This is a genomic window from Pseudoduganella aquatica (assembly GCF_009857595.1).
GTDB classification, from domain to species: Bacteria; Pseudomonadota; Gammaproteobacteria; order Burkholderiales; family Burkholderiaceae_D; genus Rugamonas; species Rugamonas aquatica_A.
Genome location: NZ_WWCU01000017.1, coordinates 48,535 through 71,111, shown reverse-complemented (window position 1 = coordinate 71,111; position 22,577 = coordinate 48,535). Strand labels below are relative to the sequence as shown.

28 protein-coding genes are annotated in these 22,577 nt (G+C 63.5%); 11 read left to right on the top strand and 17 right to left on the bottom strand.

Annotated features, from left to right (window positions below; translation table 11 throughout):
* The first annotated feature begins 18 nt into the window (after positions 1-18).
* On the top strand, positions 19-1,143 hold the full coding sequence (locus GTP77_RS16160; RefSeq protein ID WP_161073172.1) for a sensor histidine kinase: 1,125 nt from the start codon (positions 19-21) through the stop codon (positions 1,141-1,143).
* Between the two features lie 6 nt (positions 1,144-1,149).
* On the opposite strand, the gene GTP77_RS16155 is transcribed toward GTP77_RS16160, so the two are convergent.
* From GTP77_RS16155 to GTP77_RS16145, 3 genes are read right to left on the bottom strand one after another with little or no spacing between them, the layout of a single operon-like run.
* Entirely contained in the window at positions 1,150-1,548 is a 399-nt protein-coding gene (locus GTP77_RS16155) for a DUF3592 domain-containing protein (RefSeq protein ID WP_161073171.1), read from the bottom strand.
* A gap of 12 nt (positions 1,549-1,560) precedes the next feature.
* Positions 1,561-1,848: an RnfH family protein gene (locus GTP77_RS16150; RefSeq protein ID WP_161073170.1), complete on the bottom strand. Its 288-nt coding sequence runs from the start codon at positions 1,846-1,848 to the stop codon at positions 1,561-1,563.
* A complete protein-coding gene (locus GTP77_RS16145; RefSeq protein WP_161073169.1) occupies positions 1,838-2,272 on the bottom strand; it encodes a type II toxin-antitoxin system RatA family toxin in 435 nt (144 codons plus the stop codon). The genes GTP77_RS16150 and GTP77_RS16145 overlap by 11 nt, the downstream gene beginning before the upstream one ends.
* Positions 2,273-2,364: 92 nt before the next feature.
* Between GTP77_RS16145 and smpB the strand changes: the two genes are divergently transcribed.
* The 4 genes from smpB (at position 2,365) to GTP77_RS16125 (ending at position 4,740) form a co-directional block, all read left to right on the top strand.
* Positions 2,365-2,814: an SsrA-binding protein SmpB gene (smpB, locus tag GTP77_RS16140; protein ID WP_161073168.1), complete on the top strand. Its 450-nt coding sequence runs from the start codon at positions 2,365-2,367 to the stop codon at positions 2,812-2,814.
* A 109-nt stretch (positions 2,815-2,923) separates the two neighbouring features.
* Positions 2,924-3,631 (top strand): hypothetical protein, encoded by a 708-nt coding sequence (locus tag GTP77_RS16135; protein ID WP_161073167.1) that lies wholly within the window; start codon positions 2,924-2,926, stop codon positions 3,629-3,631.
* Positions 3,631-4,191 carry a FlgO family outer membrane protein gene (locus GTP77_RS16130; protein WP_161073166.1) on the top strand — a complete coding sequence of 187 codons (561 nt, stop codon included), beginning with the start codon at positions 3,631-3,633 and terminating at the stop codon, positions 4,189-4,191. Before GTP77_RS16135 ends, GTP77_RS16130 begins: the two co-directional genes overlap by 1 nt.
* Before the next feature lie 12 nt (positions 4,192-4,203).
* Positions 4,204-4,740, top strand: a complete 537-nt coding sequence (locus tag GTP77_RS16125) for a hypothetical protein (RefSeq protein WP_161073165.1) — start codon at positions 4,204-4,206, stop codon at positions 4,738-4,740.
* Between the two features lie 68 nt (positions 4,741-4,808).
* Here GTP77_RS16125 and GTP77_RS16120 read toward each other — a convergent pair whose 3' ends face one another.
* From GTP77_RS16120 to GTP77_RS16105, 4 genes are all read right to left on the bottom strand, one after another.
* Positions 4,809-5,645 carry an NAD-dependent protein deacetylase gene (locus tag GTP77_RS16120; protein ID WP_161073164.1) on the bottom strand — a complete coding sequence of 279 codons (837 nt, stop codon included), beginning with the start codon at positions 5,643-5,645 and terminating at the stop codon, positions 4,809-4,811.
* 24 nt (positions 5,646-5,669) lie between these two features.
* Positions 5,670-6,203: a DUF1993 domain-containing protein gene (locus GTP77_RS16115; protein WP_161073163.1), complete on the bottom strand. Its 534-nt coding sequence runs from the start codon at positions 6,201-6,203 to the stop codon at positions 5,670-5,672.
* An 84-nt stretch (positions 6,204-6,287) separates the two neighbouring features.
* Complete coding sequence (locus tag GTP77_RS16110; RefSeq protein WP_161073162.1) at positions 6,288-6,731, bottom strand: DUF4259 domain-containing protein; 444 nt, start codon at positions 6,729-6,731, stop codon at positions 6,288-6,290.
* Positions 6,732-6,773: 42 nt separating this feature from the next.
* Entirely contained in the window at positions 6,774-7,676 is a 903-nt protein-coding gene (locus tag GTP77_RS16105; RefSeq protein WP_308807742.1) for a LysR family transcriptional regulator, read from the bottom strand.
* 121 nt (positions 7,677-7,797) lie between these two features.
* Between GTP77_RS16105 and GTP77_RS16100 the strand changes: the two genes are divergently transcribed.
* From GTP77_RS16100 to GTP77_RS30355, 5 genes are all read left to right on the top strand, one after another.
* Positions 7,798-9,015: an MFS transporter gene (locus tag GTP77_RS16100; RefSeq protein ID WP_161073160.1), complete on the top strand. Its 1,218-nt coding sequence runs from the start codon at positions 7,798-7,800 to the stop codon at positions 9,013-9,015.
* Positions 9,016-9,099: 84 nt separating this feature from the next.
* Positions 9,100-9,828, top strand: coding sequence for an SDR family NAD(P)-dependent oxidoreductase (locus GTP77_RS16095; RefSeq protein WP_161073159.1), 729 nt, complete (start codon positions 9,100-9,102; stop codon positions 9,826-9,828).
* Between the two features lie 13 nt (positions 9,829-9,841).
* Positions 9,842-10,138 carry a DUF1330 domain-containing protein gene (locus GTP77_RS16090; RefSeq protein WP_161073158.1) on the top strand — a complete coding sequence of 99 codons (297 nt, stop codon included), beginning with the start codon at positions 9,842-9,844 and terminating at the stop codon, positions 10,136-10,138.
* A 218-nt stretch (positions 10,139-10,356) separates the two neighbouring features.
* The gene (locus GTP77_RS16085) at positions 10,357-10,743 is read left to right on the top strand and encodes a BPSL0067 family protein (protein ID WP_161073157.1); all 387 of its coding nucleotides are present in this window, start codon (positions 10,357-10,359) and stop codon (positions 10,741-10,743) included.
* Positions 10,740-11,165: an STY0301 family protein gene (locus tag GTP77_RS30355; protein ID WP_223149359.1), complete on the top strand. Its 426-nt coding sequence runs from the start codon at positions 10,740-10,742 to the stop codon at positions 11,163-11,165. Before GTP77_RS16085 ends, GTP77_RS30355 begins: the two co-directional genes overlap by 4 nt.
* Before the next feature lie 99 nt (positions 11,166-11,264).
* On the opposite strand, the gene GTP77_RS16080 is transcribed toward GTP77_RS30355, so the two are convergent.
* The 3 genes from GTP77_RS16080 to ppsA all read right to left on the bottom strand — a co-directional run bounded on the left by GTP77_RS16080 (position 11,265) and on the right by ppsA (position 15,228).
* The gene (locus tag GTP77_RS16080; RefSeq protein WP_161073156.1) at positions 11,265-12,188 is read right to left on the bottom strand and encodes an SPFH domain-containing protein; all 924 of its coding nucleotides are present in this window, start codon (positions 12,186-12,188) and stop codon (positions 11,265-11,267) included.
* Positions 12,189-12,224: 36 nt separating this feature from the next.
* Positions 12,225-12,650, bottom strand: coding sequence for an NfeD family protein (locus GTP77_RS16075; RefSeq protein WP_161073155.1), 426 nt, complete (start codon positions 12,648-12,650; stop codon positions 12,225-12,227).
* 148 nt (positions 12,651-12,798) lie between these two features.
* Complete coding sequence (gene ppsA, locus GTP77_RS16070) at positions 12,799-15,228, bottom strand: phosphoenolpyruvate synthase (RefSeq protein WP_161073154.1); 2,430 nt, start codon at positions 15,226-15,228, stop codon at positions 12,799-12,801.
* 157 nt (positions 15,229-15,385) lie between these two features.
* On the opposite strand from ppsA, the gene ppsR reads away from it, so the two are divergent.
* Entirely contained in the window at positions 15,386-16,234 is an 849-nt protein-coding gene (ppsR, locus tag GTP77_RS16065; protein WP_161073227.1) for a posphoenolpyruvate synthetase regulatory kinase/phosphorylase PpsR, read from the top strand.
* Positions 16,235-16,482: 248 nt separating this feature from the next.
* Here ppsR and GTP77_RS16060 read toward each other — a convergent pair whose 3' ends face one another.
* The 7 genes from GTP77_RS16060 to lpxD are packed head-to-tail and all read right to left on the bottom strand — an operon-like array spanning position 16,483 to position 22,566.
* Positions 16,483-17,679: an EAL domain-containing response regulator gene (locus tag GTP77_RS16060; RefSeq protein ID WP_161073153.1), complete on the bottom strand. Its 1,197-nt coding sequence runs from the start codon at positions 17,677-17,679 to the stop codon at positions 16,483-16,485.
* 24 nt (positions 17,680-17,703) lie between these two features.
* Positions 17,704-18,489: a TrmH family RNA methyltransferase gene (locus GTP77_RS16055; protein WP_161073152.1), complete on the bottom strand. Its 786-nt coding sequence runs from the start codon at positions 18,487-18,489 to the stop codon at positions 17,704-17,706.
* Positions 18,486-19,112 carry a ribonuclease HII gene (rnhB, locus tag GTP77_RS16050; RefSeq protein ID WP_161073151.1) on the bottom strand — a complete coding sequence of 209 codons (627 nt, stop codon included), beginning with the start codon at positions 19,110-19,112 and terminating at the stop codon, positions 18,486-18,488. The genes GTP77_RS16055 and rnhB overlap by 4 nt, the downstream gene beginning before the upstream one ends.
* On the bottom strand, positions 19,109-20,263 hold the full coding sequence (gene lpxB / locus GTP77_RS16045; protein ID WP_371869363.1) for a lipid-A-disaccharide synthase: 1,155 nt from the start codon (positions 20,261-20,263) through the stop codon (positions 19,109-19,111). Before lpxB ends, rnhB begins: the two co-directional genes overlap by 4 nt.
* Positions 20,247-21,038 carry an acyl-ACP--UDP-N-acetylglucosamine O-acyltransferase gene (lpxA, locus tag GTP77_RS16040; RefSeq protein ID WP_161073149.1) on the bottom strand — a complete coding sequence of 264 codons (792 nt, stop codon included), beginning with the start codon at positions 21,036-21,038 and terminating at the stop codon, positions 20,247-20,249. The genes lpxB and lpxA overlap by 17 nt, the downstream gene beginning before the upstream one ends.
* Positions 21,038-21,523 (bottom strand): 3-hydroxyacyl-ACP dehydratase FabZ, encoded by a 486-nt coding sequence (gene fabZ, locus GTP77_RS16035; protein WP_161073148.1) that lies wholly within the window; start codon positions 21,521-21,523, stop codon positions 21,038-21,040. The genes lpxA and fabZ overlap by 1 nt, the downstream gene beginning before the upstream one ends.
* Positions 21,520-22,566 carry a UDP-3-O-(3-hydroxymyristoyl)glucosamine N-acyltransferase gene (gene lpxD, locus GTP77_RS16030; protein WP_161073147.1) on the bottom strand — a complete coding sequence of 349 codons (1,047 nt, stop codon included), beginning with the start codon at positions 22,564-22,566 and terminating at the stop codon, positions 21,520-21,522. Before lpxD ends, fabZ begins: the two co-directional genes overlap by 4 nt.
* Positions 22,567-22,577: the final 11 nt, after the last annotated feature.

The following is a 22,577-nucleotide window of genomic DNA, read 5'->3' as shown; positions in this document are numbered from 1 at the left end:
ACGCCTCAATGCCCCTTCATGCGACTTTCCCTGTTTATCACGCAGCACCTGGAGGGCATACTCGCTGAATGGGAAGCATTCGCCCGTACCCAGGGGCCGTCCGCCAGTCACATGTCCTCGCTAGCTCTCAGAGACCACGCGAAACTCATCCTTACAGCCATCGCCGCCGAGATCGAAACGGCCCAGACGCCGCACCAGCAGCAGGAGAAGTCTCGCGGCCTGGCGCCGGAGGCGCTGGGCCAGGAGAGCGCCGCCGCCACGCATGGCACGCTGCGCCAGCTGAGCGGCTTTTCGCTGATCCAGCTGACGGCCGAATTCCGTGCGTTGCGCGCCACCGTGCTGCGCCTGTGGCTGCCGCATGTGTCGGCCGTGACGGACACCACGGCCAGCGACATGGTGCGCTTCAACGAGGCCATAGACCAGGCACAGGCCGAATCCGTGGTCACCTACTCCCGCCGCGCGGCTGCCGCGCGCGACACCTTCCTGGCCATACTCGGCCATGATTTACGCAGCCCGCTGGCCACCATCTCCCTGGCCGGCTCCTACCTGACCACTTCCGCAGTGGACCCGAACAAAAGCCGCGAAGTGGGCAAACGGGTGCAGCGCGGCGTGGCGTCGATGACGTCCATGATCAACGATCTGCTGGAATACGCGCGCGTGCAGCTGGACGGCGAAATTCCCATCGCCGCCGAGCTGATGGACCTGGCCGAGATCTGCCAGGCAGCGCTGGAAAATGCGCGCGCGGTGCATCCGAACTGCCCTTTCGAATTCGCCGTCTCGGGCGATCTGCACGCGCGCCTGGACAAGCACCGCATGCAGCAAGTGCTGTCCAACCTGCTGAACAACGCGGCCCAGTACCGCGACCAGAGCGCGCCCGTAGTCATGGCGGCCGTGGGCGAACAGGATGCGGTGGTGGTGTCGGTGCAGAACTACGGCCAGCTGATTCCGCCGGAGGCGCGCCAGGCCATTTTCGATCCCATGGTGCGCCTGCCCGGCGACGACGGCGGCAATGGCCGTTCGCTGCGCAGCATAGGCCTGGGCCTGTTCATCGCGCGCGAAATCACGGCCGGCCACGGCGGCACATTGGAAGTGGAATCGGACAGCGCGCACGGCACCGTGTTCACGGCGCGCATTCCGCGCTGAGGCCTGTCAGCGCAGCAGGTCCGACAGCACGCGGGCGGCGAAGCTGGCCATGCAGGCGCCCATCAGCAAGGCGATGGCGGACATCAGCCAGCCGCCGTTCTCCTGCGCCATCTCCGGCCGCGCGGCGCGGTACTCCACCTTCACCGTCAAACCGGCGGGCTGCGGCTCATTGTGCTGCCAGCTGCTTTCAAAGCGGTGGCTCTGCCGCCCCGCCGTGAATTCGATCACGCTGTGGTAGTGGATGCCTTCGGCGTCCGGGTCGGTGCTCTTCCAGGGCCGCGCCACGGTATCCACCACCCGTCCCTCGGTGCGCACGCAGGAGAGCTTGAACCACACGCGGTAGATGCACAAGGCCACGCCGATCAGCAGCAGCGGCAGCAGGAACAGCAGGATGGCGAGGCGCATGCGAGCGGCGCGCTATTCGGGCTTGCGCACGCGGCGGCGGCGGGCGTTCTTGGGGTCGGCGATCAGCGGACGGTAGACTTCCACCCTGTCGTGCTCGCGCAGCACCGTGTCCAGCGTCTTCTTCTTGCCGTAGATGCCGACCGCCATCGCGGCCAGGTCGACGCCAGGCACTTCCAGCGCCAGCCCGCTCACGTCCAGCGCGCGCTGGATGGTGGCACCGGCCTCCAGCCGCAGCGCGCGGCGGAATTGCAGCGTGCTGGTGGCGTAGCACACCTCGACGTTGATCTGTTCAGCCGCCATAGACCGTGTCGGCCCGCTTGCAGAAGGAGTCGACCATGCTGTTGGCGATAATGCCGAACACGGGGCCGACCACTTGCTCCAGCAGGCGGCTGGAAAATTCGTAGTGCAGGTCGAGTTCGACCTTGCAGGCGTCCTCGCGCAGCGGCTTGAAGGTCCAGGTGCCGTCGAGGGTCTTGAAAGGGCCGTCCACCAGCTTCATCTTCATGCTGTGCGGCGGCGTGTTCACATTGGACGTGGTAAAACTCTGGTGGATGCCGTGGTAATGGATGGCCAGGCTGGCCACCACGGTGTTCTCGCCGCGCTCGCGCACGTCAACGCCGCCACACCAAGGCAGGAATTTGGGATAATCTTCGACCTTGGCCACCAGCTCGAACATCTGTTCCGCGCTGTAGCCCAGGATAACCGACTTGTGCACTACTGCCATTGTGTTACCGTTTGCTATGATGTTGGTTTATCCGCGCTCCGCGCGCGGCGAAACCGTAGTTTAACCGACCCGCACTGTTTTACCCACCACCCATGACTATTGCCGATAACAAAAAAGCCTTTCACGATTTCTTCATCGAGGACCGCTATGAAGCGGGCCTGGTGCTCGAAGGCTGGGAAGTGAAGGCAATCCGCGACGCGCGCGTCCAGATCAAGGAAGCCTACGTCACCATCAAGGGCGACGAGCTGTTCCTGTTCGGCGCCCATATCAGCGCCCTGCCCACGGCGTCCACCCACATCAGCCCGGAAGCGGTGCGCACGCGCAAGCTGCTGCTGCACCGTAACGAGCTCGACAAGCTGATCGGCAAGGCCACCCGTTCCGGCTACACCCTGGTGCCGCTCAATCTGCACTACAAGGGCGGCCGCGTGAAATGCGAGATCGGCCTGGCCAAGGGCAAGAAGCAGCACGACAAGCGCGCCACCGAGAAAGACCGCGATGCCTCGCGCGAAGTGGCCTCGGCCATGAAACAGCACCGTCGCTAATGCGCCACGGCGTGGCCGCCGCGCCGGGTTTCACCGCCGCAGACATTTCTATCTAGAAACTGTCATGGTAAACTGGCGTGGCAGCACTAATTCACGAGGCGAGGACAATATGGTGACGAAAACGGCAGCAATCTTGATTTCCGGCGCGCTGCTGGCCGGCTGCGCCGGGCGGCAGATTCCCCAAACGCCGTACAGCCCGGTCCCGGTCGCCAATAATTTCCCCACCAGCAACCAATACACGCTGCAAGCGACGGCGCACTGGGCCGCCATCGCCCAGCATATCGAGCAGGGCCTGGCGGCGGACCTGAAAAAGAGCCCGACCCGCCCCTTCTTCATCGCCGAACCGCCGCCGCAGGCCTCGCCGTTCCAGCGCGCGCTGTCGGCGCAGCTGGTGTCGGCGCTGGTGCGCGACGGCCACGTGGTGTCGCGCACGCCGGCCGGCTCCTTCAAGATCGATATCGACGTGCAGGCGCTGACCTTCGCGCCCGGCCGCACGCAGTACCGCTATCCGGGCGAACCGACCGCCATCGCCGCCGGCGTGCTGGCGCTCACCGCGATCAAGCCGGTGGCCGGCGTGATCGCCGGCGTGGCCGCCTACGACGCCTACCAGTACCAGCACGCCAAGTTCGACGCGGGCGCCACGCCGCAGACGGAGCTGCTGGTGACCGTGTCCGTGTCCGACCAGTACCGCTACTATGCGCGCAACAGCTCCGCCTATTACGTGGCCGACAGCGACCGCACCCTGTACGGCATTCCGCCGGAAGCGCCGCCAGAATCCAAGTTGTTGAAAACGTTCCAAGTCAAGGGTGACCGATAATGCGCAAACTCGCGCCGCTGTGCGCCATGCTGTGCGCCGCAACACTGCCGCTGCTGCTGGGCGCCTGCTCCAGCACCCCGGCCAAGGAAGAAACCAATTACGCCACGGTGTCGTCCAACCAGTTCATCGCGTCCAACTACAAGGCGGCGGACACGCTGCTGTCGCAGCTGAACGGCAAGCTGCTGGCGGACAAGCCGCTGATCATGGCCACCGTGGTCAATATCGACGCGCTGGAGCAGACCACCACGCTGGGCCGCCTGGTGTCCGAGCAGATTTCCACCCGCCTGTCGCAGGGCAACCTGAACATGGTGGAAATGAAGCTGCGCAACAGCGTCTACCTGAAGCGCGGCCAGGGCGAGCTGATGCTCACCCGCGAAATCGGCCAGGTGGCGCAGCAGCACAATGCGCAGGCCATCGTAGTGGGCTCCTACGCCGAGACCAGCGACATGGTGTTCGTCAATGTGAAGGTCATCCAGCCCAACACCAACCTGGTGCTGGCGGCGCATGACTACGCGCTGGCCAAGGAAGGCATCGTCCGCTCGATGCTGATGCAGCACTAGGCAGCGCCGCCCGTGATCGCCACCCGGGTTGAGCTGCTGGACGATCTGCTGCAAGAGCATGAAACCGCGCTGGGCCTGGATCTCCAGGCCTACCGCAACCACGCTTACCGCGTACTCAATTTTTGCAATGCCCTGTCGCCCGCGCAGCCGGACCGCACGCCCAAGCTGGCCATTGCCGTGGCCTTCCACGACCTGGGCATCTGGACCGCGCGCACCTTCGACTATCTGCCCCCATCCGAGGCGCTGGCCGCCGCTTATCTGGACAGCAAGGGCTTGAACGCCTGGCGCGGCGAAGTGCTGGGCATGATAGGCCAGCACCACAAGATCACCCGCTGCGAGCCGGGCACGCCGGCGCTGGTGGAAACCTTCCGCCGCGCGGACTGGGTGGACGTGACGCACGGCGTGATTTCCCACGGCCTGCCGCGCGCCTTCCTGGGTGAAGTGTTCGCCGCGTTTCCCGATGCGGGCTTCCACAAGCGGCTGCTGCAGCTGTCCTGGCGGCGGCTGCTCAGCCATCCGCTAAGCCCGTTGCCGATGATGCGGTTGTAGGACGCGCCGGCGCGGCCAAATTGGCGGGTTACGGCTTCGCCTAACCCGCCCTACAGGATCCTGCGGCGTCACACCAGCATCGGCAGCACCGTCTCGGCGGACGCGGCGACTTTCAGCGACAGCAGATGGTCCGCCCGCGTCACGCCCGCATTGATGGCGGCGATGGGCTTGCCCGTTTCGGCCGCCAGCTTGCAGAAGCGGAAGCCGGAAAACACCATCAGCGACGAGCCCACCACCAGCAGCGCGTCCGCGTCCGCCATGGCCTGCAAGGCTGCTTCGGTGCGCGGCTTGGGGATGGTGTCGCCGAAGAACACCACGTCCGGCTGCAGCACGCCTGCGCAGCGGGCGCAGTGCGGTACCAGGAAGTGCTCCAGCGCCTCCGGCTCCAGTTGCGCGTCGCCGTCCGGCAGCGGCTGGGCGTCGGCGGCGGCCAGTTGCGGATTCTCGCGCAGCAGCTGGTGCTGGATCTCCGCCCGCGCGTACTGCGCCTGGCATGCCAGGCACACCACGCCGTGTATATTCCCGTGCAGTTCGATCAGATTGCGGCTGCCCGCGCGCTGGTGCAGGCCGTCCACGTTCTGCGTGATCACGCCACCCACCCTGCCCGCATGCTCCAGCGCCGCCAGGGCGCGGTGGCCGTCGTTGGGCGCGGCCTGCGCCAGCGTGGGATAGCCCACCATGCTGCGCGCCCAGTAGCGACGGCGCACCGCGTCCGAGCGGCGGAACTCCGGCCCCTGCACGGGAGCGCGGCCGCGCCGCACGCCGTCCTTGTCGCGGTAATCGGGAATGCCGGAAGCGGTGCTCAGGCCGGCGCCTGTGAGCACCAGCACTTTGCTGTGGCGCGCCAGGAAGCCGTCCAGCGCGGCGACGCCGGCGCTGGCTTCGTGTTCGGAATAGATCTGCATGCCGTCATGCTAACCCAAGGCGCTTTATTTCGCCTGAGGGAAGCTGAAACCGGCCTGGTACTGGTGGTAGCCGTCGAAGTCCTCTTTGCCGACAGGGACGCCCTGGCTGCGCAGAATGGCGTGCGCGGTGACGAGGTGGAAGAAGAAGTTCGGCAGCGCATAGGACAGCACGTAGTCCCTTCCCGAGAAGACCGGCGACACCAGGCCGGCCGTGGTGACCACCTGCATGTCCTCGGCCGCGTCGATGCGGTCTTCGGGCACATCCTCCAGGAAATCGACCGTGGCGGCGATGCGGGCGCGCAGCTGGTCCCAGTCCTGGCCGCCCCCGCCCAGCACCGGCAGGTCCGCCGACAGCAGGGGGCAGCAGGCGCGCACGGCGAAGGAGCAGGCGGTCGTCACCTGCTGGGCGAAGGGGAACATCCCTTCCGCCAGCGCCGCGCCCACCAGCGCCCGGCCGGTGCGCCGCTCATGATTTTCACCCACGCGCAGCGTTGCATGCAACTGCTGCAGATAATGTATAAACACCGGCACGCTGGCCGTGTAAAGCGTGGTCCCCACGATATTCTCTGTTTCTATTGTCGACAAGCTACACTTTGCCATTGTGCTGGGGCAATGGCAAACATTACGATATAAAGCGTCGCATTATGGTGCGGACGTAGACGGCGTCAGCAGTATGCGTGCCTGCAGGTCCGCGACGGCAGCACGCCAGTCCTCGTAGTGCTCGCTGTCCTGCCACAGTTCGCGCAGCTCGGAGCGCTCGGACAGGATATGCTCGATGGCGCGCTGCGATTTCTCGATCAGGTCCGCGCGGCGCTTGGTGGTCTTCTGGCTCACTTCCGCCACCCAGGCGGCCACGTCGGCGGTGTTTTCGTCATCCTCGCCCGGCTTGCCGTACAGCCGCGCCAGCACTTCGATCGCCGCCAGGCCTTCCGCCGCGAACGGCGCCTCCAGGTAGTCCGCGCTGTCCGGCGACAGCACGTTGTTCAGCGTGTCCTCGATGAAGAACAAGTCCTTCGATTCCTGCAGATCCTGCGCCCAATCCAGCGCGAAGTCGTTGCCGAATGCGCCTACCGCCCAAGTACCCATATTCTTTCCTGTCTGCCCAAGTTTGCGATAGGCGCCATGTTATTACACTTCCCACAGCTGGAGATCCGCTTCTTGCTGAAACAGGCTGCTCAGCCAGTCGGCGAACACGCGCAGCTTGGGGGCGGCCATGCGGCCCTGCGGGTACAGCAGGGAAATCGGCATGGGCACGGGCGGCCAGGCCTGCAGCACTTCCACCAGCTCGCCGGCCTGCAAATGCGGGCGCGCCTGGTAGGCGCCGACCTGCGCCAGCCCCATGCCCTGCAAGGCACAGCTCAGGTAAGCGTCCGCGTCGTTGACGGAGATGGCGCCCGCCATATCGGCCTTCACCACCTTGCCGCCCACCTGGAAATCCCAGTCGAAGGCGCGGCCGGTACGGCCGGAAAAGTGGACCACGGCCTTGTGCGCAGCCAGGTCGTCCAGCGTGCGCGGTACGCCGTGGCGCTGAAGATAGCCGGGCGCGGCGCAAGTGAGGAAGCGCATGCTGCCGATCTGGCGCCCCACCAGCGAAGAGTCCTGCAACTGGCCCACGCGCAGCGCGCAGTCTATGCCCTCCTGCACCAGGTCCACGATGCGGTCGCTCAGGCTGAGCACAAGCTCGACTTCGGGGTAGGCCGCGCAGAACTCGCCGATGCGCGGCATCACCATGCGGCGGCCCAGCGTGCCCGGCAGGTCTATGCGCAGCTTGCCTTTGGGCTGGCCAGCGCTGGCGCCACGGAAGCCCGCCTCTGCCGCCTCCACCGCGCCCAGGATATCCACGCACTGGCGGAAGTAGTCGGCGCCGTCGGGCGTGAGCGACAGGCGGCGCGTGGTGCGCTGCAAGAGCCTGGTGCCGAGGAAGGCCTCCAGGTTCTGCATGGTGGCCGTCAGCGCCGCGCGCGGCAGGTTCAGCGTCTCCGCCGCCTTCGTGAAGCTGTTCGCTTCCACGATGCGGACGAAGGTTTGCATGGCTTTTAGCCTGTCCATTGTTCAGATTAAGTGAAAAGTGTATGAGGATTATGCCCTAATTATCTGAAGACGGCTTCTCCCTAGAATGGGTTGTATCGCATATCCATTCTGAGAGGCAAAAATGAACAAGGACATTTCCAAAGGCATGGTCTGGCTGCTGGCGATCGCCTGCGGGCTGATCGTCGCCAATCTCTACTACGCGCAAACGCTGGTGGGGCCGATCAGCGCCGCCACCGGACTCTCGCCCGAGGCGGCCGGCCTCATCGTCACACTCACGCAGGCGGGCTATACCCTGGGGCTGCTGTTCGTGGTGCCGCTGGGCGACCTGCTGGAGAACCGCAAGCTGGTGGTTGGCGCGCTGCTGTTCACCGCCGCCGCGCTGGCCGCAGCCGCCAGCAGCACCAGCGCCTGGACCTTCCTCGCCGCCGCGCTGGCCATCGGCCTGGGCTCGGTCGCCGCGCAGGTGCTGGTGCCGTTCGCAGCACACCTGTCGCTCGAAGCGACGCGCGGCCAGACCGTGGGCAAGGTCGTCAGCGGCCTGCTGATGGGTATCATGCTGGCGCGGCCGGTGGCCAGCCTGGTGGCGGACGCATCGAGCTGGCACGTGGTCTTTGGCGGCGCCGCCGTCGCCATCGTGGCGCTGGCGGCGGTACTGCGCTGCCAGCTGCCGGAACGCGTGCCGGCCTCGCCCGTGCCCTACCGCAAGCTGATGGCGTCGCTGTGGCATTTGTTCCTCACGCAGCCCGTGCTGCGCCGCCGCGCCGCCTACCACGCAGGCCTGTTCGGCGCCTTCAGCCTGTTCTGGACCGTCGCCCCGCTGATGCTGGCCACGCCCGCCTTCCACCTGTCGCAGACCGGCGTGGCCGTGTTCGCCCTGGTCGGCATGGCAGGCGCCATCGCCTCGCCCATCGCGGGCAAGCTGGCCGATTCGGGCCATACGCTGATGGCAACCGCCGCCGCGCTGATACTCGGCGTAGCCAGCTTCCTGCTGCCGCTGTTTGCGCCGGACTCGGCCGCCATGCGCAACGTATCGCTGGCTATCCTCGCCGTGGCCTCTATCGTGCTCGACATGGGCGTGGCCGCCAACCTGGTGCTGGGCCAGCGCGCCATCTTCAGCCTGGGCGCCGAAGTGCGCAGCCGCCTGAACGGCCTGTACTTCGCCTTGTTCTTCGCCGGCGGCGCGCTCGGTTCCGCGCTGGGCGGCTGGGTCTACGCCAGCCACGGCTGGCACGCCGCCCTGCTCACCGGCGCGGCCTTCCCTGGCCTGGCATTGCTGTACTGGATGTCCGAATACCTGGCCAGCCGCCGCACCATCCAGTCAATTCATTACACGATGTAATAACAGAAGCTCCTGGGGCGGCCTTTATCGGCCGCTGGGTTGGAAGTAAAGTGCATCCCATCAACCACCCATCAGGAGCACAGCATGACCCAACAGCAAAAAACGATCATCGTGACCGGCGCATCCCAAGGTATAGGCGCAGGCATTGTTGAAGCATTCCTGGCGCGCGGCTACAACGTGGTGGCCACTTCGCGCAGCATCAGCAAATCCGAAGCCTTCAAGCCGTCCGCCCACCTGGCGCTGGTGGATGGCGACATCGGCGAAGCCGCCACCGCCGCGAAGGTGGCAGCCACTGCCATCGAACAATTCGGCGGCATTGACGGCCTGGTGAACAACGCCGGCATCTTCATCGCCAAGCCCTTCCTCGACTACACGCCGGAAGACTTCGCCGCCCTGTCGCACACCAACCTGGAAGGCTACCTGTACATCAGCCAGCTGGCCATCAAGCAGATGCTGGCGCAGGAGCGCGGCGGCAGCATAGTCGGCATCTCAAGCACGCTGGTAGGCAGCCCGAACCGCGCTTTGACCGCCGCCGTGCCGATGATCACCAAGGGCGGCATCGAGGCCGTGACGCGCAGCCTCGCGTCCGAGTTCGCGCCGCAAGGTATCCGCGTCAACGCGGTGGCGCCCGGCATCGTCGATACGCCGCTCACCAGCGGCATCCCGTCCGACTTCCTGAAGTCGCTGGCGCCGAACAATGCAACCGCCAGCATTGAAGACATCGCGCAAGCCGTGGTATACCTGACGGAAGCCAAGCAAGTCAGCGGCGAAGTGCTGCGCGTCGACGGTGGCGCCCACAATGGGAAATGGTAATCATGGAGGCAGTATGAGCAAAGGATATTGGATCGTCGCCTACCGGTCCGTCTCGGACCAGGCGAAAGTGAAGGCCTACGCCGAGCTGGCGCGGCCGCCGATCGAAGCGGCCGGCGGACGCGCGCTGGTGTTCAACGCGCGGCCGGAGGTGCAGGAGGCCGGCGTGCAGCAGCTGACGGTGGTCATTGAGTTCCCGTCCATCGAAGCGGCACGCCAGGCCTACGCCAGCCCGGCTTACGCGGCGTCGCTGGAAGCGTTGGGTGACGGCGCCGAACGCGATTTCCGCATCGTCGAAGGTCTTCCGCAATAAGATAGGCTCACCAAGCTGTGCCGGCGCCCCCATGCCGGCATGGCCCCCTCCCACTAGCAGACCGCTATCGGTCAGTCCCTTGTGTCTTCACCACATGACGTCGGTCAAACGGAGACAGAGACCAAGCATCTTCATTGACTTTCACCAAAATCTACCGCGCCGCTGAGACCCAAACTGACTCAGGTTCGCTTCGAACCGGGAAACTAAGGGGAACTCAAATGGCCTACGAATATGGGAAAGTAGATGATCTGGAAAAGCATGAGCTAGTAGGTTCGCATCAATGTGTCGCTCTCGTACAGCTATATGCGGGTGCGCCACGGACATTGAGCTGGAAGCCAGGAAAGGCCGTTTTAGGCAACACCTCACTAAAAAAGGGAACGGCAATAGCTACTTTCGTCAATGGCCGATACCAGAACCTTAGCCATGGCAACCATGCAGCACTGTACTTGCGTCAAGGAATCAATGGCATTTACGTAATGGACCAGTGGAAGAACAAAAAGGACAAAAAAATATCGTCCCGATTCATCCCCTCTCTCGGAAAGGACAAAAAAGGAAGATTTGTCTCCCCAAGCGATAATGCCGACGCCTTTTTTGTAATCGAATGAGCGATATGAACACGCCGACAATCTTCAGCCTCCTCGTCGCCGCGACGGCTCACGCTGCCATCGCGGCGCCGACACCGGTCAGCTGCCCGTTATCCGTCTCTATCTCTGCGGCGCAGGTCCCCGGCTGGACCTCCAGCGTAAGATCCGAGCTCTTTCTAAACTCTGCAGCCCCAATCAGCGGCCCGCCCGAAATGCGCGGGGATCTTGCAGAATTTACCAGCAAGCCCGGCAAACAGGAATGGTCATACACATATGACCTTGTTAGACCCTTTCCAAACGGGAAGTGGCTAGAGTGCGGCTACGGCGCTCACAATGAAGTCACGCTCTCTAAGGCGCTCCCGGACAAGCTGAAATCCTGCTCATTCACATATAGAAAAGGCGAAAAAGCAGGCCAGCATGAAATCAGGATTCATTGCGTCTAAGGGGTGCGCAAGGTGCTCAGCGCCTTCCGGCAGCGCTGCTGCAACTCTGGCTCGGGGCTGGCGGCTGCTGGTTCGATATATGATTCCGCAGCCGGCAGCTTAGCTCTTTTGCGTCTTCACCACCTGCATCGCGGTGGCGATCAGGCCGCTCATATCGCCCAGGTTGGCGGGGACGATCAGCGAATTGTTGGTCTTGGCCAGTTCCGCGAAGGCCTGGACGTATTTCTCCGCCACTTTCAGGTTCACCGCGTCCGAGCCGCCCGGCGACTGGATGGCGGCGCCCACTTCGCGCAGGGCGTTGGCGGTGGCGTCGGCAATGGCGATGATGGCAGCCGCCTCGCCCTGCGCGCGGTTGATGTCCGCCTGCTTCTCGCCTTCTGAACGCGCAATCGACGCCTCGCGCTCGCCGGTGGCGATGTTGATCTGCTCCTGCTTGCGGCCCTCGGATGCGGCGATCAATGCGCGCTTGCTGCGCTCAGCGGTGATCTGCGCCTGCATGGCGTGCAGGATCTCGGCCGGCGGCGTCAGGTCCTTGATCTCGTAGCGCAGCACTTTCACGCCCCAGTTGGCGGCCGATTCGTCAATCGCGTTGACGATGGCGGTGTTGATGTGCTCGCGCTCCTCGAAGGTCTTGTCCAGCTCCATGCGGCCGATCACCGAACGCAAGGTGGTCTGCGCCAGCTGCGTGATGGCGGCGATATAGTTGGACGATCCGTAGGAGGCGCGCATGGCATCGGTGATCTGGAAGTAGAGGATGCCGTCCACCTGCAGCTGCGTGTTGTCGCGCGTAATGCAGACCTGCGGCGGCACGTCGAGCGGGATCTCCTTGAGCACGTGCTTGTAGGCGATGCGGTCCACGAAGGGCACCACGATGTTCAGCCCCGGCCCCAGCGTGGCGTGGTATTTGCCCAGCCGTTCCACCACCCAGGCATGCTGCTGCGGCACCACGTTGATGGTCTTGAAGACGAATACCAGCGCCAGGATAAAGATGACAAAGCTGACGTTGCCTATGCCGATTTCCATTTAATTCTCCACGTTGTTGACAAGCAGATTCAAGGTTCAGGCGCCGACGATCAGCCGGCTGCCCCGTACTTCGCGTATCGTGTACAGCCCAGGCGCGGCCAGCGGCGTCGCGCCCGGCGCCAGTTCCACGTCCCACAGCGCGCCCCGGTACATCACGCGCGCCACGCCGTCCTGCCACGCGGGCACGCTGACGGTCTGGCCGATATCCATATTCACGTTCGGGTCCACCGCCGCGTCCACGCCGGTGTGACGGCCGTACTTGCTGCGGTACAGCAGCCCGGTGGCCAGCACGCCCACCACGGCCGCAATCACCGTCTGCAGCGGGCCGGACGCGCACGCGAACGCCGCCGCCGCGCCGGCAGCCAGCCCGATGGCGATCATCAGCAGGTAGAAGGTGCCGGTAAGCAGCTCCAGCACCACCAGCACGCCTGCGGCCAGCAGCCACATACTCCAGTCAGACATGATGCCTCCTCGTTGTGAAAAATAAAAAACCCCCGCTGCCTGCGAAGGCGACGAGGGTTCTTGCTGCAATGTGTAAGGTTTTGATGATTTTTTGCTAAACGTTCCAATAACTCCAGTCTAACTCAAATCGCCTTCACGTCAACTTGTTTTATTGCAATGCTGCCAGTTTCTGCCAGGTATCAATTACCGAGTCCGGGTTCAGCGACATCGATTCGATGCCCTGCTCCATCAGCCACACGGCCAGCTCGGGGTGGTCCGAAGGGCCTTGGCCGCAGATGCCGATGTACTTGCCCTGCTTCAGGCAAGCCTGGATGGCCAGCGACAGCAGCGCCTGCACGGCAGGATCGCGCTCGTCGAAGTCGGCCGCCAGCAGCTCCATGCCGGAATCGCGGTCCAGGCCCAGGGTCAGCTGGGTCAGGTCGTTGGAACCGATGGAGAAGCCGTCGAAGTACTCCAGGAAGCGGTCGGCCAGCACGGCGTTCGACGGCACTTCGCACATCATGATGACGCGCAGCCCGTTTTCGCCGCGCTTCAGGCCGTTGGCGGCCAGCAGGTTGATGACTTTCTCAGCCTGGCCCAGGGTGCGCACGAAGGGCACCATGATTTCAACGTTGGTCAGGCCCATGTCGTTGCGCACGCGCTTCATGGCGGCGCATTCCATCTCGAAGGCGCCGGCGAAGTCGGCCGACAGGTAGCGCGCCGCGCCCCGGAAGCCCAGCATCGGGTTTTCCTCGTCCGGCTCGTAGCGCGAACCGCCGATCAGCTTTTTGTACTCGTTGGACTTGAAGTCCGACAGGCGCACGATCACTTTCTTCGGCCAGAACGCGGCGGCGATGGTGGCGATGCCTTCGGCCAGCTTGTCCACATAGAACGCCTTGGGCGAAGCGTGGCCGCGCGCCACCGACTCCACGGCCTTTTTCAGGTCGGCGTCGATGTTCGGGTATTCCAGGATGGCTTTCGGGTGCACGCCGATGTTGTTGTTGATGATGAACTCCAGGCGGGCCAGGCCCACACCGGCGTTCGGCACCGATTGGAAGTCGAAGGCCAGCTGCGGGTTGCCCACGTTCAGCATGATCTTCGTTTTTAGCGTCGGCAGTTCGCCGCGCGCCACTTCCGACACTTCGGTTTCCAGCAGGCCGTCGTAGATCTTGCCCTCGTCGCCTTCGGCGCAGGACACGGTCACGAAGGTGCCGTCTTTCAGGATGTCGGTCGCGTCGCCGCAGCCCACAACGGCTGGCACGCCCAGCTCGCGCGCGATAATCGCTGCGTGGCAGGTGCGGCCGCCACGGTTGGTGACGATGGCGGAAGCGCGCTTCATGACCGGTTCCCAGTTCGGGTCGGTCATGTCGGCCACCAGCACGTCGCCCGGCTGCACGCGTTCCATTTCGGACGGGTCGCGGATCACGCGCACGGGACCGGCGCCGATCTTCTGGCCAATGGCGCGGCCGGAGGTCAGCACGGTGCCGGTGGACTTCAGTTTGAAGCGCTGCTGCGCGTCGGTGGATTTCTGCTGCGATTTCACGGTTTCCGGACGCGCTTGCAGGATGTACAGCTTGCCGTCGCGGCCGTCCTTGCCCCACTCGATGTCCATGGGACGCTGGTAGTGGTTCTCGATGATGACGGCGTACTTCGCCAGCTCGACGATTTCGGCGTCGTTCAGCGAGTAGCGGTTGCGCATTTCGATAGGCACGTCCACGGTCTTGACGGAACGGCCGGCTTTCGCTTCGGCGGTGAATTCCATCTTGATCAGCTTGGAGCCGATGTTGCGGCGGATCACAGGCGACTTTCCCTGCTCCAGCATAGGCTTGTGCACGTAGAATTCGTCCGGATTGACCGCGCCCTGCACCACCGTCTCGCCCAAGCCGTAGCTGGAGGTGATGAAGACCACGTCCTTGAAGCCCGATTCGGTGTCGATGGTGAACATGACGCCTGCGGCGCCCACGTCCGAGCGCACCATGCGCTGCACGCCGGCCGACAGGGCCACTTCGGCGTGGGTGAAGCCTTTGTGCACGCGGTAGGAGATGGCGCGGTCGTTGTACAGGGAAGCGAACACGTGCTTCATTGCGTCCAGCACGTTTTCAATGCCGACCACGTTCAGGAAGGATTCCTGCTGGCCAGCGAAGGACGCGTCCGGCAAGTCTTCCGCGGTGGCGGAGGATCGCACGGCGAAGGACATCTCGGTTTCCGAGTCGGCCACCAGGCGGGCGTAGAACTGCTCGATTTCAGCCTGCAGGCGAGGCTGGAACGGAGTGTCCACGATCCATTGGCGGATTTCGGCGCCGGCTTGCGCCAGGGAGCGCACGTCGTCGATATTCAGGCCGTCCAGGCGGTCGGCGATGCGTTCGGCCAGCGGCTTGCCGCCGTCGACACTGTGCGACAGGAAGTCGCGGAAGGCTTGCGCCGTCGTTGCGAAGCCGCCCGGAACCCGGACGCCTGCGCCAGCCAGCTGGCTGATCATTTCGCCCAGGGAGGCGTTCTTGCCGCCGACGGATTCAACATCCGTCATGCGCAAGTTTTCAAACGAGGCTACGTAGACGGCATCGCCGTTCTGCTGCTCCTTCAATGCTGCGTTAGTCATAGTGACACCCTTACTGATGATAGAAATCTTGACGCAGGCTGGCCGATATTGATTCTTGTTATTCTTGGCATCGTGCAGCACAATCTTACTGTTGCTGTGCATTCTACAGCCTGCGGCGCAAATTGACGATTCACAACATAGCTCTGAGCACTCCCCCATGACACAAGAACAACGTCCGCCCCTACCCGCCGCCGCGCGTACCGTCTTTTTCGTCTCGGACGGCACCGGCATTACCGCCGAAACTTTCGGCCACTCGGTGCTGACCCAGTTTGAACTGCGCTTCCGCCAGATCCGCTTGCCCTTCATCGATACGCTGGACAAGGCGTATGACGCGGCCCGCAAGATTAATGAAGCCGCAGCGGCCGACGGCCAGCGGCCGATTATCTTTTCCACGCTGGTGAAGAATGATTTGTCCGAGGTCATCCGCAAGTGCAACGGCATGCACATGGATTTGATCCAGACCTTTGTGGCGCCGCTGGAACAGGAATTGGGCGTGAAGTCGACGCACACCATCGGCCGCTCGCACAATATCGTCGACAGCGAAGAATATAAAAACCGTATCGAGGCGATTAATTTCTCGCTGGCGCATGACGACGGGCAGTCGCATAAAAACCTGTCGTCGGCGGATGTCATCCTGGTGGGTGTATCGCGCTCGGGCAAAACGCCGACCAGCTTATATTTGGCGATGCAATACGGGATCAAAGCGGCAAATTACCCGCTGATTCCGGACGATTTCGAGCGCGGCAAACTGCCGTCGTCGCTCTATGAATTCAAATCGAAGATATTCGGCCTGACCATTACACCGGAGCGACTGGCGGAAATCCGCAATGAACGCCGCGCCGGAAGTAAATACGCGTCCATTGAGAATTGCCGCTACGAAGTCAATGAAGCCGAAATGATGATGAAGCGCGAAGGCATACGCTGGCTGTCCTCCACCACCAAATCGATCGAAGAAATTTCGACCACCATACTGCAAGAAATCAAGCCTAACCGGCGCGAGTACTAATCCGCATTACCCGGCGCCGTCGCAGCGGACGGCGCCATTCAGCAGCACCCTCCGTAATATCCCCCTGCCAAATCCATAACGCCGCGAAAGTGCCGTTAAAGGCTGTGCTCGCGCGCACGGTGCACCGTTTTGCCCTCCGCACGCCCGAATCTGGCTTGTTCGCGCCAGAATCTGGCTTGATCTGCCTATGAAACGACAGCAGCCGCATCTCTGCGGCCGCTCGGGCAATACCTGGAACTACTTGGGGATCAGAAGAACTGGCGCCAGTCGTTCAGCCAATCGGGGAATTCCTCGACCGGCATGGGCTTTGCGATGTAATAACCTTGGGCATATGTGCAGCCCAGGCCCTGGAGGAAATCCCAGTCCTGTTTGGTTTCCACGCCGACGGCAACGGAACGGCGGTCCAGGCTGCGCGCCAGGGTTAAACAGGATTTCAATACCGTACTAATCGCGCGCTTGCGCGACGCGCCGTCAACAAAGCTGCGGTCGATTTTCAATTCGGTAAATGGCACCGCCGCCAGCAATTGAAGATTGGAGCGGCCCGTGCCGTAATCGTCGATGGCCAATCCAAAACCCTGCATGCGAAGACGCAAAAGGCGCTCAAGGAAATGCGGCTCGGCCGACAGCACTGCCGATTCGGTCATTTCGAAAGTAATATAATCCGCGAGAATACGGTGGCGTGCGAGGCAGGCTTCCATTTGCGCGACGAATTGCGGGTGCGCCAATGTCGCCTGGTCCACATTAATGGAAACAGAAATGGGAATGCCTTTATCGTGCAGCGAGCGGCAGGCGGCGACCGATTTCTCTATCATGCTCCAGTCGAGAAAATCGATGCGGCCATTTTCTTCCAGTGCGCGCATAAATGCCGCCGGTCCCAATACGCCGAGTTCCGGATGGCGCCAGCGGGCAAACATTTCCAGCCCTTTTACCTGGCCGGTTTCCAATTCAATTTTCGGCTGGAAGAAGGGATCGAATTCACGCGCCTGCAATCCGCGTCCCACTTCGGCAAAACCGAAACTCGGGCCGCCATGCCCATGCGGGGATACGCCGGGAACGCTGTAATTGGAGATTAAGGTTTGCAGCCGCTGCTCGCCCACCGGTTTCGCTATGGCGCCCAATAAATCGACGCCATATGCCTGGGCCATGGTTTCGACAGAGAACAGCACATCGGATTTTTGCGCGCCTGCAACAATAATACCGGCGCGGCTGCCCGCTTCGGCTAGGCGGCGTATCAATTCAAGCGCGTCCATGCCCGGCAAAGCGAGGTCCAGAATGGCGATATTGACTGCCGGAACGAAGCCGGTGCTGAGGTGGCGCAGGGCTGCGTGGCCGTCCGGGGCGTCGGCAACCTGGGTGGCGCCCAGGCGGCGCAGCATATCCACCAGCGCCTGGCGCTGGCCGGGCTCCCCTTCAGCTACCAGAAACTGCAACTGCGCGATGTCCATGCCTGCTCCAGAGAAACTTTTTAATTACTGCTGATTCTGCCTGACTTGCTCGAAAAAGCATACTGCCGCACATGCGGCCACGTTCAGGGACTCCACCTGGCCGAGATGGGGAATGACCACGGTTTGCGTCGCCAGCGACAGCAAGTCGTCGGCCACGCCCTGCCCTTCGTGGCCGAATATCCAGGCCACAGGCTTGCTCAGGTCGGCGTCATAGAGCCGGGTGCGGGCATAGCCGCTGGTGGCCAGCGTGGGGATCCTGGAGGCGGCCATGAGCGGCGCCAGGTCCACGTTTTCAAAGATGTCGAGCACAAAGTGCGCCCCCATGGCCGCGCGCAGCACTTTCGGCGACCAGCAGAAGGCCGTGCCGCCGCTGCAATAAACCTGCTTGATGCCGGCGGCAGCCGCGCTGCGCAGGATGGAGCCCACGTTGCCGGGATCCTGCACATTGTCCAGCAGCACGGCGGACACCGTCATGGCGTCCGGCACGGCGCGTTCTGGAGTGTCGATCTGGAACATCACGCCCACGCCGTGCTCAACCTGGCTGACGGCGTTGTACAGCGCGTCCGGCAAGGCGATGGTGTGGCCGCGCTGATGCTCGATTTTGCCGACGATGTCCGCCACTTCCGGGTTGTTCAGCGCTGTTTCGCTGACGATGCACTGCACAGGCAGGCCGCGCAGCTCCAGGTAGGCCTGGCACAGGTGCACGCCGTCCAGCAGCGTCTGGCCGGCCTTCTTGCGGGCCTGCGAACTGGTGGCCAGGTGCTTCAGGTCTTTGTATTGCGCGTTGTCGCGCGAGGTGATGGTTTTCATAGCAAATCTTTAACAAACAGCAGTTCGCGCACAGGCGCGAAGGAGCGGCGGTGCACCGGCGACGGGCCGTGCTCGCGCAGGCGCTCCAGGTGCAGCGCGGTGCCGTAGCCCTTGTGCTGGTCGAAGGCGTACTGCGGGTAGGCGGCGTGCAGCTGCACCAGCGCCGCGTCGCGCGCGGTCTTGGCCAGGATGGAGGCGGCCGAAATGGCGTCTTCCTTGTCGTCGCCGCCGATAATGGCGATGGCCTGGATCTTCAGCACCGGGCAGCGGTTGCCGTCGATCAGGGCCAGCGTGGGCGGCACATTGAGCGCCTCCACGGCACGCTTCATGGCCAGCATGCTGGCCTGCAGGATGTTGATCCTGTCGATTTCCGCTTCCGACGCCTCGGCGATGGCCCAGGCCATCGCCTGCGCCTTGATCAGCGGCGCCAGCGCGTCGCGCTTGGCTTCGGTCAGCTTTTTCGAGTCGCGCAGGCCTTCAATCGGGCGGTCCGGGTGCAGGATGACTGCGGCGGCGTAGACCGGGCCGGCGAGCGGCCCGCGCCCTGCCTCGTCCACGCCGCAGATGATTTCTTCCAGCGAACGGGGCAGATCGTCGAACAGGCCGGCTTGTTGGGTCTTCATTTCTTCAATACTTTCATGACTGCCGCCGCGCTTTCCTGCGCGCTGTTGCGCAGCAGGCTGTGGTGCATTTCCGTAAAGCGCTCCGCCAGGTGCAGGCGGTGCGGCGCGTCGCTCAGCTGGCGCCACATGGCTTCGGCCAGGTTTTCCGGACTGGCCGCGTCCTGCAGCAGCTCGGGCACCAGGAAGTCGCGCGCCAGGATATTCGGCAGGCCTATCCACGGCTGGTAGCCAAAATGCCGCAAAATCTGCCATTCCAGCGCCATCATCTTATAAGCGATCACCATCGGCTTTTTAAACAGCGCCACTTCCAGCGACGCCGTGCCGGAGGCGACCATCACCGCGTCCGCCGCCGCAATGGCGGTGTGCGACTGGCCGTCCAGCAGCTTGATCTCCACGTCCTGCAGGCCGGCTTCGGACACCAGTTGCAGGAAATACTGACGCTGCTTCTCGCCCGCCATCGGCGCCACGAACTTCAGCGAACGGTCGCGCTTCTGCAGCAAACGTGCCGCCTTCATAAAGGCAACCGTGTTGTACTTGATCTCGGACATGCGGCTGCCCGGCATAATGGTGACCACGTTGGCGACTTCCGGCAGGCCCAGCAGGCGCCGCGCGCCCGCCTCGTCCGGCACCAGCGGCACCAGCTCGGCCAGCGGGTGGCCCACATAGCTCACCGGCACGCCCGCCTTGCGGTAGATCTCCTCCTCGAAGGGGAATACCACCAGCATATGCGACACCGCCTTGATGATTTTCTTGATGCGTCCGCCGCGCCAGGCCCATATCTGAGGCCCGATGTAGTGCACGGTGGGAATGCCGGCCGCCTTCAGCTGCATTTCCAGCCCCAGGTTGAAGCCCGGGTAGTCGGCGCCGATAAAGACGTCCGGCCGCTGGGCCAGCAGCTGGTCGCGCAGCATGTTCTGTATGCCCTTGATTTCGCGGTAGCGGGGAATCACGGCCAGCAGGCCGCGCACGGTCAGCTTGTCCATGGGCCATTGCGACTCGAAGCCGTGCTCCATCATCGCCGGGCCGCCTATGCCGTGGAAGCGCGCCTGCGGCAGCTGCGGCCGCAGCCCGGACAGCAGGCGCGCGGCCAGCACGTCGCCGGACGGTTCCCCGGCGACGATGGCTACCGATATGTCAGCGGACGATGCCACGATTCGCCGTATCGAGGAACTCGCGCATGGCGCGCGCGTGCACTGCCACGTCCTCGGCCAGGGCATTCTCCTGTTCGATCATGGCGGCCTTGGCCTCCTCCAGCGTCAGGCCGGAGCGATACAGCGTTTTGTACGCGGCGCGGATGGCGTTGATCTGCTCGCGGGTGAAGCCGCGGCGCTTCAGGCCTTCGATGTTGACGCCGTGCGCCGCCGCCGGATTACCGTTCAGCAGCACGAAAGGCGGCACGTCCTGGGTCAAACTGGTGCTCATGCCGACGAAGGCGTGCGCGCCGATCTTGCAGAACTGATGCACATTGGCGAAGCCGCTCATGATGACCCAGTCGCCAATCTCCACGTGGCCCGCGATCTGGGCGTTGTTCGAGAAGATGGTGTTGTTGCCCACCACGCAGTCGTGCGCCAGGTGGACATAGGCCGAGATCCAGTTGTCGTTGCCGAGCCGGGTCACGCCCTTGTCCTGCACCGTGCCGGTGTTGAAGGTGCAGAATTCGCGGATGGTGTTGCGGTCGCCGATCTCCAGGCGGGTCGGCTCGCCGGCCCATTTCTTGTCCTGCGGCGCGGCGCCGATGGACGAGAACTGGAACAGCACGTTGTCGCGGCCTATGGTGGTGTGGCCTTCGATCACCACGTGCGGCCCCACCTTGGTGCCGGCAGCGATGCTCACATTCGGGCCGATCACCGAGTACGGGCCGACCGTCACGCTGCTGTCGAGCTGCGCTTTCGGGTCAACGATGGCGGTTGCGTGAATGTTGCTCATTACTGCCCCGCTGGCTGGCTCGCGTCGGCGGTGCTGCGGATGGTGCACATCAGTTCAGCTTCCACCGCGGTCTGGCCATCGACGGTGCCGACCGCCTTGTATTTCCAGATGCCGCGCGCCACGCGCAGGATTTCCACGTCCATCTTCAGCTGGTCGCCAGGGCCGACCGGGCGCTTGAAACGCGCGCCGTCGATGCCGACGAAGTAGACCACCGAGTTCTCGTCCGGCTTGATGCCCATGGACTTGAACGACAGCAGCGCGGCGGTCTGCGCCATCGCTTCGATCATCAGCACGCCCGGCATGACCGGCTTGTGCGGGAAGTGGCCGTTGAAGAATTCTTCGTTGACGGTGACGTTCTTGATGGCGGTAATGGACTTGTTCTCTTCGTAGTTCAGAACGCGGTCAACCAGCAGCAGCGGATAGCGATGCGGCAGGTAGGCCTTGATCTCGCAGATATCCATCGTTTTGTTTTCGGTAGTGGTCATGATTCGTCTTTGGTTTTAATATTTTTTTCGAGAGCGCGGATTTTATCGCGCATTCCCGGCAAATTGCGGACTATGGCGGCAGATTTTTCCCAATCGGCGTTTTTTGCCAACGGATAGAAGCCGGTGTACTGGCCCGGCTCCAGTATCGAACGCGATACCATGCTGCCGGACGAGACATGCACGCCGTCCACGATTTTCAGGTGGCCCAGCACCATGGCGGCGCCGCCGAAGGTGCAGTACTTGCCGATGATGGCGCTGCCCGCCACGCCGACGCAGCCGGCCATGGCGGTGTGCGCGCCGATCACGCAGTTGTGGCCGATCTGGATCTGGTTGTCCAGCTTCACGCCGTCTTCAATAATGGTGTCTGCCAGCGCGCCGCGGTCCACCGTGGTGTTGGCGCCGATGTCCACGTCGTCCCCAATGACCACGCGGCCGGTCTGCGGGATCTTGATGTAGACGCCGCCCTCGTTGGCAAAGCCGAAGCCGTCGGTGCCGATCACGGCGCCCGAATGGATGATGCCGCGCTTGCCAATGATGCAGCGCGCATGGAAGGTCACGTTGGCGAAGAAGTGCGTGCCCTCGCCCACCTGCGCGTCGCGGCCCACGAAGCAGCCGTGGTCGATGACGGCGCCGGGGCCGATCACCGCGCCCGCCTCCACCGTCACGAAGGGACCGATATGCGCCGTCGGGTCCACCTTGGCCGTGGCATGCACCGCCGCCATGGCGTGCACGCCCGGCTCGGGCACGATGGCCGTCAGCGACTCGAAGTATTGCGCCGCGCGGGCGAAGTACACATAGGGGTTTTTGACGATGATGCGCGCGCCCTGGTAGGTCGCGGCCACGGTCTCGTCGTCCTGTGCGGAGACGATCAGCGCGGCGGCCTTGCTCTGGCCGGCCTGCGCGCGGAATTTGCTATTGCTGAGAAAGCTGATGTGCGAAACGCCGGCGTCCGCCAGTGGCGCGATGCCGGATACTTCCAGCGCCGCATCGCCTACCAGCTGCCCGCCCAAGCGTTCGACCAATTCTCCTAGTCGAGTGCCCATCGGGGTGTTCC